The sequence below is a fragment of the Variovorax sp. HJSM1_2 genome, from assembly GCF_049316285.1.
GTDB lineage: Bacteria > Pseudomonadota > Gammaproteobacteria > Burkholderiales > Burkholderiaceae_C > Rhodoferax_B.
In genome coordinates, this window is record NZ_JBMOXA010000006.1 from 133375 (window position 1) to 147245 (window position 13871).

Sequence of the window (13871 nt, forward strand, 5' to 3'; positions counted from 1 at the left end):
CATCTCTCCGGCACTCAATACACCCGCAGTCTTAACCTGCAGAAGCCTTGACCTCATGCAGACGTGAGGCATTCGACTCGACCCAGCGGCGCACACGTTCAGCATCACCCAGGCGGCTGAGTTTGCCCGCGGAATCCAGGAACACCATGATGACCTTGCGGCCTGCAATCTTGGCTTGCATCACCAGACATTGGCCGGCCTCGGAGATGTAGCCCGTTTTTTGCAGGCCTATGTCCCAGTCAGGGTTCTTCACCAGGCGGTTGGTGTTGTTGTACTGCAAGGTACGGCGCCCCACATCCACCTGGTATCCAGGCGAGGTCGACAATTCACGCAGCTTGGGTTCGTTGTAGGCGGTTTTCACCAGCAGCGCCAGATCTTGCGCGCTCGACTGGTTGTGGCTAGACAGGCCGGTGGGCTCGACATAACGCGTGTCTTTCATTCCCAACTGGCGGGCCTTGGCATTCATCAGCGAGACAAACAGCGGCAAACCACCCGGATAGGTACGGCCCAAGGCATGTGCCGCGCGGTTTTCACTGGACATCAGCGCCAGATGCAGCAATTCGCCACGACTCAGCGTGGTACCGACCATCAGGCGTGAACTGCTGCCCTTCTCGGTGTCCACGTCATCCTGGGTGATGGTGATCATTTCATCTTCAGGCAGATGGGCTTCGTTGATCAGCAGACCGGTCATCAACTTGGTCAGCGAGGCAATCGGCAACACCGCATGGTCGTTCTTGCTGAACAAAACCTCGCTGGTGTCCTGGTCCACCACCAACGCCACACTGGATTTCAGGTCAAGCGGATCGGAAGCGCCATGCAGGCCAGCCATTTGGCCGAAAGAAGGCTTGGCGGGAATGACGTCAGCACGTGCAACACTTTTGCGGGTGCTGACCTTGCCGGCGGAAAAAGTCTTGCTCGTGCGCGTCACTTTGACAACTGCCGGGCGCGCCTTGCTTTTGCTGGTGGAGCTGACTTTTTTCTCAATCGCCACTTTTTTGCGTTCGGCGGCACCCGCAGGCGCGGCGGCGAGCGTGGCCGAGCATGCCAAAACAGCAACGATTTGTATAAAGCGGTTCAAAAAATAACGATTCTTGGATGACATTGGTTCATCTCCCGGCATCAAGGCATTGCGGGAGAGTTTATAGAGTTAAAAAAGATTACACAAGATCAACGACTTAGATTGCATATTTAAAGTGTAAATCAGCTATGCACCAATTTGGCCGACTTTGCGACTGGACTACATCAATTTGCAAGTTCTCTGCTTGATGGGAATGCGCACGCTCCTTGCTTAAGGGCCGCGCCAAGCCACAGCGGCATGAGGTCGCAATAGTTGCTTCATCACCTAAACTAATCAGCATACGTTTGAGATGACAAAGCAGCACAAATATTCTGAGAAACGATGTGCGCCACTGAGCTTGTCCCGCTGACAAAGCCCAACCGGCCGTAAAAGTAAAAAAGCAGCGCATGTCGCCATGCGCTGCTTTTGCAAGTTCAACCCAGCAGAGGGCTGGGACTGAAACTTCTTTTAGACAGGAGCCGCCTCCTCTGCCTCGGGCTTGGACTTGCCTTCCTTCTTCGGCAAAGGCTGGATGTCGAGCAGCACTTCGCTGGTTTCCACACCCTTCTCGTCCTTGTCGTGTTTGATGTCCACCGTCAGGCGGCCACCGTCCACCAAGCGGCCAAACAGCAACTCGTCGGCCAAGGCACGGCGAATCGTGTCCTGGATCAAGCGCTGCATAGGCCGCGCGCCCATCAGCGGATCAAAGCCCTTCTTGCCGAGATGCTTGCGCAATGCATCGGTAAAGGTCACTTCCACCTTCTTCTCAATGAGTTGGTTTTCCAACTGCAGCAAGAACTTATCGACCACGCGCAGAATCACCGCTTCGTCGAGTGCCTTGAAACTCACCGTGGCGTCCAGACGGTTACGGAACTCTGGCGTGAACAAACGCTTGATATCGGCCATTTCGTCACCCGACTCGCGCGGGTTGGTGAAACCTATGGTCGCTTTGTTCATCGTCTCGGCGCCGGCATTGGTCGTCATGATGATGATCACGTTACGGAAATCAGCCTTGCGACCGTTGTTATCCGTCAGCGTGCCGTGGTCCATGACCTGCAACAACACGTTGAAGATATCCGGGTGCGCTTTTTCGATTTCATCGAGCAGCAGCACACAATGCGGCTTCTTGGTCACCGCTTCGGTCAGCAAACCACCTTGGTCAAAACCAACGTAGCCCGGAGGCGCACCAATCAGACGGCTCACCGCGTGGCGCTCCATGTACTCGGACATGTCGAAGCGGATGAGCTCAATGCCCATGATGTAGGCCAACTGCTTTGCCGCCTCGGTCTTGCCCACACCCGTAGGGCCGCTGAACAGGAAGGAGCCTATGGGCTTGTCGCCCTTGCCCAGACCCGAGCGCGCCATCTTCACGGCGGAAGCCAACACGTCCAGCGCCTTGTCCTGACCAAACACCACGTTTTTCAAGTCGCGTTCCAGCGTCTTGAGTTTGCCGCGGTCATCATTCGACACATTGGCCGGGGGAATACGCGCGATCTTCGCCACGATTTCTTCGACCTCGGCCTTGGAAATCGTCTTTTTGCGTTTGCTTGGCGGCAGGATGCGCTGAGCAGCACCGGCTTCGTCGATCACATCGATGGCCTTGTCGGGCAAATGACGGTCGTTGATGTACTTGGCGCTGAGCTCCGCCGCCGCCTGCAGGGCGGCCATGGCGTACTTCACGCTGTGGTGCTCTTCGAAACGCGACTTCAAGCCCTTGAGGATTTCCACGGTTTCCTGCACCGTAGGCTCCACCACGTCGACTTTTTGGAAGCGACGCGACAAGGCTGCATCTTTCTCGAAAATGCCACGGTATTCGGTAAACGTGGTCGCGCCTATGCACTTCAACTGGCCGCTGGAAAGCGCCGGCTTGAGCAAGTTTGACGCATCCAAAGTGCCACCCGAGGCCGCACCCGCGCCAATCAGCGTGTGGATTTCGTCGATGAACAGAATCGCATTGGGACGGTCCTTCAGCGACTTGAGGACACCCTTGAGCCGTTGCTCAAAGTCACCACGGTATTTGGTACCAGCCAGCAATGCGCCCATGTCCAGCGAGTACACCTGGGCTTCCATCAGGATTTCGGGCACATCCTTTTGCGTGATGCGCCAGGCCAAACCCTCGGCAATCGCGGTTTTACCCACGCCAGCCTCACCCACCAACAGCGGGTTGTTCTTGCGCCGACGGCACAGGATCTGGATGGTGCGCTCGACTTCGTATTCACGCCCAATCAGCGGATCGATCTTGCCTTCTTTGGCAAGCTGGTTCAGGTTTTGCGTGAACTGCTCCAGCGGAGAAGCCTTTTCGTTCTTCTCGCTGCCGCCTTCTTCACTTTCGGCCTGGCCTTCAGATGACTTGGTGGCTTCTGGTGGATCGCTCTTTTTGATGCCATGGGCAATGAAATTGACCACGTCCAGACGCGTCACCCCCTGCTGGTGCAGGTAGTACACGGCGTGCGAATCTTTTTCGCCAAAGATCGCCACCAGCACGTTGGCGCCGGTCACTTCTTTCTTGCCGCTGCCCGTGGATTGCACGTGCATGATGGCGCGCTGAATCACGCGCTGGAAACCCAGGGTGGGCTGGGTGTCGACATCGTCTGTACCGGCCACCTGGGGGGTGTTGTCTTTGATGAAATCGGTCAACGACTTACGCAAGTCGTCGATGTTGGCGGAGCATGCACGCAGCACCTCCGCCGCGCTTGGATTGTCCAGCAGAGCCAACAACAAGTGTTCAACCGTGATGAACTCGTGGCGTTGCTGCCGCGCTTCCACAAACGCCATGTGCAAACTGACTTCCAATTCCTGGGCAATCATGTGATTTCCTTTAACGCCTAGCTGTTACTACACACTCTACATGGGTTCGCGTTTGCTGTTTTCAATTCATCATTCAACAGGTTCGCTCACACACTGTAAGGGATGCCCGGCCCGTTTCGCAGCCTCCAACACCTGATCGACCTTGGTCGCTGCAACATCCTTGGTATAGATGCCGCAAACCGCACGTCCATCGAGGTGAATTTTGAGCATGATCTGCGTGGCCGTCTCGCGGTCTTTGCTGAAAAACTCTTGAATGACCACCACCACAAATTCCATGGGGGTGTAGTCGTCATTCAGCATCAACACTTGGTGCATCTGCGGCGGCTTGGTCCGCTGCGTCAGTCGCTCAAGAACAACCGAACCGCCGTCATCTGGAGTCGACGGCTGGGGTGCTGCTGGTTTGGGTTGTACTGGTTTTTTGGTCGCCATAGTGTCATTTTATAGAGCCGGGACCGCCTGCGTATTGCCCCTACGGCAACCAAAGCCCGGCGCGGCACTGAATAAGAAAACCCCAACAATAAAACGGATATCTAATGCCCTTCGCCGCTGCAAAAGCAGGCCCGAACGCAACGCTCACCTGGCATTTGGAAACCCCTTAAAAACTATATAAACTATATAAATCATTTTTTCTCAAAAGGACCCCATGACCAGCGCACAAAAACCTACCGCCCCAGCAGCCACCATCGCAGAGTCGGCCAGTAAAAAGCCTGTCGTCGAAGCAGCGAAGGCGCCAAAGCCCGCAAAAGAGCCCAAGGCTGCAAAAACGCCGGCCAAAGCGCCTGCAAAACCCGTGGTCAAAGCCGAGAAGAAAAAAACGCCTGCTGCAGATGCGCCCAAAGCACCAAAGCTCAAGGCCTTGCCAGCAAAAACATCTGCAGCGCCAGCCAAGAAAGCGCCTACAGCTGCAGTAGCAGCCGCCACCAAAACTGAACCCAAAGCCAAGAAACCCAAGCTGGTGCGCGACAGCTTCACCATCCCCAAGCCCGAGTACCTGGTGCTCGACGAACTCAAGCTGCGTGCGCTGCAATTGCAGCATCCGATCAAAAAGGGGGAATTGCTCCGCGCGGGCATCAAGGCCCTGGCGAGCATGGCGGACGACGCGTTCCTGGTCGCCGTGCAAGCGGTGCCGACCATCAAGACCGGTCGCCCGGCCAAGGATTAACCGGCGCCGAAGGGGCTAAAGCATGTCAGCGGACTGAACCGCCAGCAGCGTCACCTGCGGCAACTCGTCCCGCTGGCGGCTGCGTAGCCACCAGACAGCGCCTTTCTTGATGGAAAGCTCGGGCTGCGCCAAGCCCAGGATTTGCGCCACGGTTTGCCCGAGCACCGGCTGATGCCCAACAATCATCACTTGGCCCTTGCCGTGGGGCCATTGCGCCACCTCGAGCAACTGCGCCACGCTGCAGCCCGGCGCCAACTCTGGCCGCAGGCGAAACTTGCGCCCCAGCGCCTGCACGGTTTCATGGGTGCGCCTGGCTGGACTGGCGAAAATGCGCACGCTGTCGGGCAGTTGCCGGTCCAGCCAGACGGCCATGCGGGCGGCTTGTTTCACGCCGCGCGGGGTCAGGTTGCGCCCCAGGTCATCGACCTCGCCCGCGGGCTCCTCCGCTTCCGCATGCCGCCAAAGAATCAAGTCCATGCGCGGCTCCTTTTTAGGCGATTAAGCTGCTGGCGTGCCGATGGCGGTGCCGCTCCATCAGCGCTGCCTGCGCGGACCGCGTGGACTGCCTAGGCAAGCCCATCAGGCGTTCGTAATGCCCATCCGCCTTTTGCACCCAGGCGTCAGTGTCATCAAGCAAATATGGCACCAGGCATTCGTCGATGATGCGTTGCCGCGCCACCTGCTCAGAAACCGGCCAGGCCAATTCAATACGGCGCAGCATGTTGCGGTTCATCCAGTCGGCACTCGAAAGATAGAGTTCCTCATGCTCCCCAGCCCGGAAATAAAACACCCGGGTGTGCTCAAGAAAACGCCCTATCACCGAGCGCACCCGAATATTGTCAGTCAGTCCCGGCACACCCGCTGGCAAGGTACAGGCTCCGCGCACAATCAGATCGATCTTGGCACCCTTCTGCCCGGCGTCAACCAAGGCATGGATGATGTCATCGTCGGTCAGCGCATTCATCTTGGCGACGATGCGCCCGCCTTTGCCTTGGGCCGCTGCACGCCCCACGTGATGGATCCACTCAATGACGTTTTTCTGCAAGTGAAACGGGGCCATCCACAAACGTCTCAGCGGCAGCAGCTTGCCCTGCCCGGCGATATGGGTGAAAGCGCGCTCCATGTCGCCCGTCATGTGTGGATCGGCCGTGAGGTGACTGATGTCGGTGTAAAGCTTGGCCGTGCGCGGGTTGTAGTTGCCGGTAGACAAATGGCCATAACGTCGCAGTATGCGGCCCTCGCGGCGCGTGACCAGCAGCATCTTGGCGTGGGTTTTCAGGCCCACTACGCCGTACACCACCTGCGCGCCCACGGACTCCAGCATTTCCGCCCAGTTGATATTGGCCTCTTCGTCGAAGCGCGCCTTCAACTCCACCACCACGGTCACCTCTTTGCCGGAGCGCACACCCTCCAGCAGCAGTGCCATCAACTCTGAATCCGCGCCGGTTCGGTAGATTGTTTGCTTGATGGCCAGGACCTTGGGGTCACTCACGGCTTCACGCAGAAACGCCAGCACCGCATCAAAACGCTCAAAAGGCTGGTGGATCAACACGTCGCCATGCTGCAGGCGTTCAAAAAACGATTGGTCGCGGCGCAACTCCACTGGCCAGCGCGCCTCAAACGGCGGAAACAGGAGCTTGGGCGCCTGCACCAAGTCCAGCAACTGCGACATACGCACCAGATTGACGGGGCCTTGCACGCGGTACAGGGCTTCTGGCGGCAATGAGAACTGGCGCAATAGAAAGTCGGCCAGGTAGTCGGAACACCCTGCCGCCACCTCCAGGCGCACCGCCTTGCCAAAATGGCGTACATCCAGCCCTTGGCGTAACGCCATGCGCAGATTGCGCACGTCATCTTCTTCCACCGCCAGTTCAGAATTACGCGTCACGCGGAACTGCGAAAACTGCGTGACCTCGCGCCCGGCGAACATCTCCTGCAAGTGCGCGCGGATCACACTCGAAACCGACACCACTGCAACGCCACCACCCGCAATACGGTCGGGCAGGCGGATCAAACGCGGCAGCACCCGGGGCACCTTCACAATGGTGATGTCGTTCTCGCGGCCAAACGCATCCACACCGTTGAGCCGCACAATGAAGTTCAGTGACTTGTTGGCCACCTGGGGAAATGGGTGCGCCGGGTCCAGTCCCACGGGCAACAGCAGCGGACGCACGTCGCGATCGAAATACTCTTTGACCCACAGGCGTTGCGCATGGGTGCGCTCGCCGTGCGAAATGATGCGTATGCCTTGTTTTTCGAACGCCGGCAACAAGCGGTCGTTGTACAACGCGTACACGGCGTCCATGAGTTCGTGTGCCGCCGCGGACAAACGCACCATTGCCGCATCACCCTGCATCAGGCCGGTGGCATCGGGGGAAAGGACGTCCAGGTGTTGCGCCGCACGCACCTCAAAGAACTCGTCCAGGTTGGACGACACAATGCACAAATAGCGCAGCCGCTCGAGCAGCGGCACATCCTCGCGCCGGGCCCAGTCCAAGACCCGTTCATTAAAGGCCAGAATACAGCGATCACGGTCCAATGGAACCAGTTTGGACGTGGGTGAGAGAACTTCCGTTGCTTTTTTGGAATGCGGCATCTACAACAAGGCGGCTGAGGAAATGGATGATCTTCCTCTCAGTATCCGCCTCGTTTATGACGATTTCATGTCAAACGCATTACAACCTGCCACTTGGGTCAACGGCATTACTCTTCGTAGACCACTTCCACCGTGCCGGAGCCGACCTGTCCACGCCAGCCCGCCAACGCCGCATCTGTGGGAAAGAACTTGGCGACCTCACCCAGTTGTAGCTCGGCCGCCACGGCGCCGCGCTCGCTCTGGCGCTGCAAACGCATGCGAACCATGAGCCCGCGCAGCACCTCGCCGTGTTCGGTGGTCTCGGCGCGCGGCGGAAACGCCGTCACCACACCGCTGATATCGCCAGGCGCACGTTCGCCAGACGGCACCGTGACCCGAAAATACTTGCCAAACCGGCAGCGCGCCGTGGGTAAATCCCAGGCTTCGGTGATGCTCAACTGCAGGCCGCCGCCACCGAAGCGGTCCACCTGCACCTTGCCCATGACGATCATCAACTCGTCATCCTTGTACAGGTTTTTATTCTGGTTCATCACCGATTCAGAGACACGTGCATCCAGCATGCCGGTGCCGTCGTCAAACCGGAACAAGCCGAGTTTTCCGCGCTGGCCGTTGATGACGCGCAAGTCGGACACAATGCCGGCCAGCAAAATCGGGTCACGGCTCTCCGCCGCGTCAGAGAGCTTGCGCTTGACAAACTGGCGCACCTCGGCGCGCACTTCATCGAACAAGTGGCCCGATAGATAGAAACCCACGGCCGTCTTCTCCAGCGTGAGCTGCTCCTTCACACCCCAAGGCGTGGTCTCCACCAGGTCCGGTTCCTGAGCCATGGAGCCATGGCTGTCCTCCATCATGTCGAACAGGCCGCCTTGGTCGGCGTTGGCAACATTGGTGGCGGCATAGGCGAACGCCAGGTCAATCGACGCAGACAGCGCCGCACGGTTCAACTGGATGGCATCGAAGGCGCCGGCCTTGATGAGCGCGTCCACCGTTCGCTTGTTCATCTTCGAGCGGTCCACCCGCAGACAGAAATCGAACAGACTGGTAAACGGCCCGCCTTCCTCACGCGCGGCCACAATGGCTTCAATCGCCTGCTGACCCGTGCCCTTCACCGCACCCAGGCCGTAACGGATGATCTTGTCGGTCACCGGCTCGAAGCGGTAACGGCCGCGATTGACATCCGGCGGCTCAAACGTCAGGCCCATCTTCAGCGCATCTTCATGCAGCAGCTTGAGCTTGTCCGTGTTGTCCATTTCCACGGTCATGTTGGCGCAGTAGAACTCAGCGGCGTAATGCACCTTGAGCCAACCCGTGTGATAGGCCAGCAGCGAATAAGCGGCGGCGTGCGATTTGTTGAAGCCGTATCCCGCGAACTTTTCCATCAAGTCGAAGACTTCGTCGGCCTTGGCCTCCACGATGCCGTGGGTCGCCAGAGCGCCGGCGCGGAACTTCACGCGGTGCTCGGCCATTTCCTCGGCCTTCTTCTTACCCATGGCGCGGCGCAGCAAGTCGGCGCCACCCAGCGAATAGCCGCCCAGGATCTGCGCGGTCTGCATCACCTGCTCCTGGTAGACCATGATGCCGTAGGTTTCGGACAGCATCTCGGCCACCGCCGGGTGCGGGTACTCCACTTCCTCGCGTCCGTGCTTGCGTGCCACGAAGCTGGGGATCAGATCCATGGGCCCCGGGCGGTACAAAGCGTTGAGCGCAATCAGGTCTTCCAGGCGTGTAGGCTTGGCGTCCTTCAGCATGCCCTGCATGCCGCGGCTTTCAAACTGGAACACGGCTTCGGTCTTGCCCTCGGAGAACAAGCGGTAGGTCGGTTTGTCGTCGAGCGGAATATTCTCGAACGCGAAGTTTTCCTGCCCTTTGTGGCGCTTGACGATGAATTCCTTGGCGATCTCCAGGATGGTCAGCGTGGCCAGCCCCAAGAAGTCGAACTTCACCAGGCCAATGGCTTCCACATCGTCCTTGTCGTACTGGCTCACGGCCGATTCACTGCCGGGCTGCTGGTACAGCGGGCAGAAGTCGGTGAGCTTGCCCGGGGCGATCAACACGCCCCCGGCGTGCATGCCGATGTTGCGCGTCATGCCCTCGAGCTTTTGCGCCAACTCGATCAGCGTCTTCACGTCCTCTTCCGTGCGGATGCGCTCGGCCAGTACCGGCTCCATCTCGATGGCATAGTTGTTCTTGTCACCCTCTTTCTTCACCTCGGGCGGGTACTGCAGCGTGACCGACATGCCCGGCTTGTTGGGAATCAACTTGCTGATGCCGTCGCAGAAGGTGTAGCTCATGTCGAGCACACGGCCCACGTCGCGGATGGCCGCACGCGCGGCCATGGTGCCGAAGGTGGCGATCTGGCTCACGGCGTTCTTGCCGTATTTGTCCTTCACGTAATCGATCACGCGATCGCGGTTGCCCTGGCAGAAGTCGATGTCGAAGTCGGGCATGGACACCCGCTCCGGATTCAAGAAGCGCTCGAACAGCAGGTTGTACTTGAGCGGGTCCAAGTCGGTGATCTTCAGCGCATACGCCACCAGAGAACCGGCCCCCGATCCCCGGCCCGGCCCAACCGGGCAGCCATTGTTCTTGGCCCAGTTGATGAAGTCGCCCACGATCAGGAAGTAGCCGGGGAAGCCCATCTTCAAAATGGTGTTGAGCTCAAACTCCAGGCGGTCGATGTAGCGCTGACGCTGCGACTCACGCTCGGCCTCATCGGGGAACAGATGGACCAGCCGCTCCTTCAAGCCTTCGTGCGAGGCATAACGGAAATAGTCCTCGGGCGACAGCTTCTCGCCATTGACCAAAGGCGTAGGAAAATCTGGCAGCTGCGGCTTGCCCAGCACCAGCGTGAGATTGCAGCGCTTGGCGATCTCCAACGTGTTGGCAATGGCCGATGGAATGTCGGCAAACAGCGCCTCCATCTGCGCCGCGGACTTGAAGTATTGCTCACGCGTGAAGCGGCGCACGCGGCGTGCGTTGCCGAGGATTTCCCCCTCGGAAATACAGACCCGCGCCTCATGCGCTTCGTAGTCCTCCTCATTGGTGAACTGCACCGGGTGTGTCGCCACCACCGGCATCTTCAGCCGCGCCGCCAATTGCACCGTAGCGGCCACGTGGGGCTCGTCTTCCGGGCGGCCGGCGCGCTGCAACTCCAGGTAGAAGCGGTGCGGAAACAGCGCCGCCAGCTGTAACGCCACCTCGCGCGCCCGGACTTCGTCGCCCTGCACCAACGCCTGGCCCACCGGCCCCGCTTGGGCGCCAGCCAGGCAGATCAAGCCCTCATGCAATTCCTGCAGCCAGGCCAGCTTGACCACGGCCTGGTTCTTCACAATGTTTTGTGTAAAGGCGCGCGCCAGCAGTTCTGAAATATTCAGATAACCGGCCTTGTTCTGCACCAGCAGCACGATGCGCGACAGCGTGGTCAGCTCGGCCCCCAGTCCTTCGATAAAAACCTCGGCGCCCACCACCGGCTTGATGCCCTTGCCGCGCGCCTCTTTGTAGAACTTGATGCCGCCGAACAGGTTGCTGAGGTCGGAAATGCCCAAGGCGGGCTGCTGATCTTTGGCGGCCGCCTTGACAATTTCGTCAATGCGGTTGGTTCCGTCGACGACGGAAAATTCGGTGTGGAGGCGGAGATGGACAAACATCTGGCCATTTTAGAGCGGCCCTCCCTACCCGGCATTCATACCCCGGCCAACAATTTACCCGCTACGCGGCGCCCGAGCGCCCGGCCCGGCAAACGCCCTGAATGGGTGAAGTTGAGCTTGGCCTACAGGAGCATGTCGGGAGTCCCGGGCCAGTGCCGGTCGAGCGCTGACAGTACAAGCAGGTTGCGGGTCGCGTGGCTGCCCGCTGATCACCAACATTCGCCATATCCGCCATGTCGGCCCCATCCAAGCTGTTACGCAGCAACCCATCCCACCACAAAAACAAAACCCCCACCTTCTCAAAAAGTGGGGGTTTTGCGTCAGTCTGAAACGCCGACCCATGGGTCGACGTTTTACCGCTCAAGCAAGTGCTTAGTTCAGCGGGGTCTTCTTGCCGTCCTTGTACACGTACAGGGTGATGGCAGGGTTCTTCAGTTCGCCGTTAGGTTCGAATTGAATCGTGGTGGTCACGCCCTTGTAGTTGCTCTTGATCAGTTCAGGGGTGTAAACCTTGGGATCAACCGAGTTTGCACGCTTCATCGCGTCCACCAGCAGGAAGGTCGCGTCGTAGGTGTAGGGGCTGTAAACCTGGAACTGTCCTGGGTACTTGGCGTCGTACTTGGCTTTCCATGCGGTGCCGCCAGGCATCTTGGCCAGCGAAGCGCCGCCTTCAGCACAAATCACGTTTTCCAGAGTCTTGGCACCAGCGGCCAGCTTGGCAATTTCAGAGGTGCAGATGCCGTCGCCGCCGAAGAACTTGACGTTGGCCATGCCGAGCTGTTCCATCTGGCGCAGCATGGGGCCGGCTTGTGGGTCCATACCACCGTAGAAGATGCCGTCCGGGGCCTTGGCTTTGATGGCGGTCAGGATGGCCATGAAGTCAGTGGCCTTGTCGGTGGTGAACTGTTCGTCGACCACGGTCAGGCCCTTGGCCAAAGCCGTTTTCTTGAACACTTCTGCCACGCCTTGGCCGTAAGCCGTACGGTCATCGATGATGGCAACCTTCTTCAGCTTCAGTGCGTCAGCGGCGTAGAAGCCCAGGCCAGCGCCCAGAGCGTTGTCGTTGGCGATGATGCGGTAAGTGGTCTTGTAGCCAGGCTTGGTCAGGTTGGGGTTGGTTGCCGCGCCCGTGACGTGCGGAATGCCGCAGTCGTTGTAAACCTTGGAGGCTGGGATGGTGGTGCCGGAGTTCAAGTGACCGACCACGCCGGCGACCTTGGCATCGCACAATTTCTGTGCGGCAGCAGTGCCCTGCTTTGGATCAGCAGCATCATCTTCAGCTTGAATTTCGAACTTGATCTTTTTGCCGCCGATGACGATGTTTTGCGTGTTCAGCTCCTCGATAGCCATACGCGAACCATTTTCATTGTCCTTGCCGTAGTGGGCCTGAGGACCGGAAACCGGGCCGACGTGGCCAATCTTGACCACTTGCACGTCTTGTGCAGAGGCCATGCCAGCAACAGCAGCAATGGCGGCTGCGACGGTCAGTTTCAACTTCATTTGCATAAATACTCCGATTAGAAAATGGCTTAAGAGTTATCACTCCGTGAATGCACAAAATTCACGAGCGTGACAATAGCGCAATTTCCGGGCCCACAACATAGGGGTAGGCGCGAGGTCGGCAGATTGTTGCTTTTTGTTAATGAAGCCAAATCCCTGCGGCGATCATTGCTGTCAGGCCATCGTCAGCTTGCTCGCCTCAGCCTCAATTGCTTTAGCCCTAAATCAAGGCGGGCTGCGGGTGGCAAGCTCATCAGCGACGGCATCGGACACCGACTGGCGCACGACAAATTCGATTTCTTCGCGCAGTCTTGGCACCAGTGATTGCGTTTGTTGCAACACCATGCTGGCAATGGCCTCCTTCAAGCGTCGCTCTAGCGACAGGTCCACACGCTGCATGACGCGGTGAATAATTTGATCTTCCAGCGCCTCGGCCGCCAAAGTCGCCGACTGCAAAGTCTGCTGATGCACCGTTTCCGTGCCCGGTTCGGCGCCTAAAGAGGGCGTGGGCTGCCCCGGAAGCATGCCCGCAGCCAGCGCGTCCTCTTCCCGCAAGGTCTGGGGTGTCTCCAGTGCCACGGTGGGCAACACCACCTCCGTCAAGGTGGGCACAAAACGAGGGGGAACGCGCGGGGGGGACTGCATCAAGCCGACTCCTTTAAGACCAGATCCTTGCGCTCGATCTCATAACCAAGCGATGCATATTGCTTCCAACGTTGCCGCGCCAAGGCACGATCTTCATCGTCCAGGCTTACCACCTCGATCACGCGCTCAAACCCGTCAAATCCAGCGGGCACCACATGGCCCAGGTTCAGCAGCACCTGCTTGTGCGGCAACACATCCAGTTGCGTGGTCAACACCACCGGAGATTGGTCGAATACCTCACGCGGCGCGCGATCGGTGGCATGGGGCACAAAGTCAAGTGCCGAAAACGTCCACAGCACAGTGTCGAGGCGTGCCAGTACCGCCCCCTCCCCGGTCACCACCACCTTCGCCCCCGAACCCACGGCCTTGCGCAGCAGGCGGCAGGCATAGGCCAGCTTGTCAGGTGCGTTGAAGTGAAAAGCTATGGCCGTCATCGCGAAACTGCCTCCGGTCGCA

General features: G+C 58.8%; 10 protein-coding genes. 1 reads left to right on the forward strand and 9 read right to left on the reverse strand.

The annotated features are described in order from the left end of the window. Window positions 1–31 precede the first annotated feature (31 nt). The 3 genes from ACFQ95_RS08745 to clpS form a co-directional block, all read right to left on the reverse strand. Complete coding sequence (locus ACFQ95_RS08745) at window positions 32–1120, reverse strand: serine hydrolase (protein WP_422830461.1); 1089 nt, start codon at window positions 1118–1120, stop codon at window positions 32–34. Between the two features lie 405 nt (window positions 1121–1525). Then, a complete protein-coding gene (gene clpA, locus ACFQ95_RS08750; RefSeq protein WP_422830462.1) occupies window positions 1526–3865 on the reverse strand; it encodes an ATP-dependent Clp protease ATP-binding subunit ClpA in 2340 nt (779 codons plus the stop codon). Window positions 3866–3934: 69 nt separating this feature from the next. After that, on the reverse strand, window positions 3935–4294 hold the full coding sequence (gene clpS, locus ACFQ95_RS08755) for an ATP-dependent Clp protease adapter ClpS (RefSeq protein WP_422830463.1): 360 nt from the start codon (window positions 4292–4294) through the stop codon (window positions 3935–3937). A gap of 214 nt (window positions 4295–4508) precedes the next feature. Between clpS and ACFQ95_RS08760 the strand changes: the two genes are divergently transcribed. Then, the gene (locus ACFQ95_RS08760; RefSeq protein ID WP_422830464.1) at window positions 4509–5027 is read left to right on the forward strand and encodes a hypothetical protein; all 519 of its coding nucleotides are present in this window, start codon (window positions 4509–4511) and stop codon (window positions 5025–5027) included. A gap of 15 nt (window positions 5028–5042) precedes the next feature. On the opposite strand, the gene ACFQ95_RS08765 is transcribed toward ACFQ95_RS08760, so the two are convergent. The 6 genes from ACFQ95_RS08765 to ACFQ95_RS08790 form a co-directional block, all read right to left on the reverse strand. Next, entirely contained in the window at window positions 5043–5504 is a 462-nt protein-coding gene (locus tag ACFQ95_RS08765) for a SixA phosphatase family protein (RefSeq protein ID WP_422830465.1), read from the reverse strand. A 13-nt stretch (window positions 5505–5517) separates the two neighbouring features. Further along, complete coding sequence (gene ppk1 / locus ACFQ95_RS08770) at window positions 5518–7623, reverse strand: polyphosphate kinase 1 (RefSeq protein WP_422830466.1); 2106 nt, start codon at window positions 7621–7623, stop codon at window positions 5518–5520. A 107-nt stretch (window positions 7624–7730) separates the two neighbouring features. Next, on the reverse strand, window positions 7731–11270 hold the full coding sequence (dnaE, locus tag ACFQ95_RS08775) for a DNA polymerase III subunit alpha (protein WP_422830467.1): 3540 nt from the start codon (window positions 11268–11270) through the stop codon (window positions 7731–7733). Window positions 11271–11642: 372 nt separating this feature from the next. Continuing rightward, complete coding sequence (locus tag ACFQ95_RS08780) at window positions 11643–12776, reverse strand: branched-chain amino acid ABC transporter substrate-binding protein (protein ID WP_422830468.1); 1134 nt, start codon at window positions 12774–12776, stop codon at window positions 11643–11645. Window positions 12777–12995: 219 nt separating this feature from the next. Further along, window positions 12996–13415: a hypothetical protein gene (locus ACFQ95_RS08785; RefSeq protein WP_422830469.1), complete on the reverse strand. Its 420-nt coding sequence runs from the start codon at window positions 13413–13415 to the stop codon at window positions 12996–12998. Continuing rightward, complete coding sequence (locus ACFQ95_RS08790) at window positions 13415–13849, reverse strand: DNA polymerase III subunit chi (RefSeq protein WP_422830470.1); 435 nt, start codon at window positions 13847–13849, stop codon at window positions 13415–13417. Before ACFQ95_RS08790 ends, ACFQ95_RS08785 begins: the two co-directional genes overlap by 1 nt. Between the last annotated feature and the right edge of the window lie 22 nt (window positions 13850–13871).

Bases quoted from the DNA above. Each gene is read 5' to 3' on its own strand.
- ACFQ95_RS08745 (WP_422830461.1), bottom strand. From the start codon at position 1,120: ATGCCGGGAGATGAACCAATGTCATCCAAGAATCGTTATTTTTTGAAC.
- clpA (WP_422830462.1), bottom strand. From the start codon at position 3,865: ATGATTGCCCAGGAATTGGAAGTCAGTTTGCACATGGCGTTTGTGGAA.
- clpS (WP_422830463.1), bottom strand. From the start codon at position 4,294: ATGGCGACCAAAAAACCAGTACAACCCAAACCAGCAGCACCCCAGCCG.
- ACFQ95_RS08760 (WP_422830464.1), top strand. From the start codon at position 4,509: ATGACCAGCGCACAAAAACCTACCGCCCCAGCAGCCACCATCGCAGAG.
- ACFQ95_RS08765 (WP_422830465.1), bottom strand. From the start codon at position 5,504: ATGGACTTGATTCTTTGGCGGCATGCGGAAGCGGAGGAGCCCGCGGGC.
- ppk1 (WP_422830466.1), bottom strand. From the start codon at position 7,623: ATGCCGCATTCCAAAAAAGCAACGGAAGTTCTCTCACCCACGTCCAAA.
- dnaE (WP_422830467.1), bottom strand. From the start codon at position 11,270: ATGTTTGTCCATCTCCGCCTCCACACCGAATTTTCCGTCGTCGACGGA.
- ACFQ95_RS08780 (WP_422830468.1), bottom strand. From the start codon at position 12,776: ATGCAAATGAAGTTGAAACTGACCGTCGCAGCCGCCATTGCTGCTGTT.
- ACFQ95_RS08785 (WP_422830469.1), bottom strand. From the start codon at position 13,415: ATGCAGTCCCCCCCGCGCGTTCCCCCTCGTTTTGTGCCCACCTTGACG.
- ACFQ95_RS08790 (WP_422830470.1), bottom strand. From the start codon at position 13,849: ATGACGGCCATAGCTTTTCACTTCAACGCACCTGACAAGCTGGCCTAT.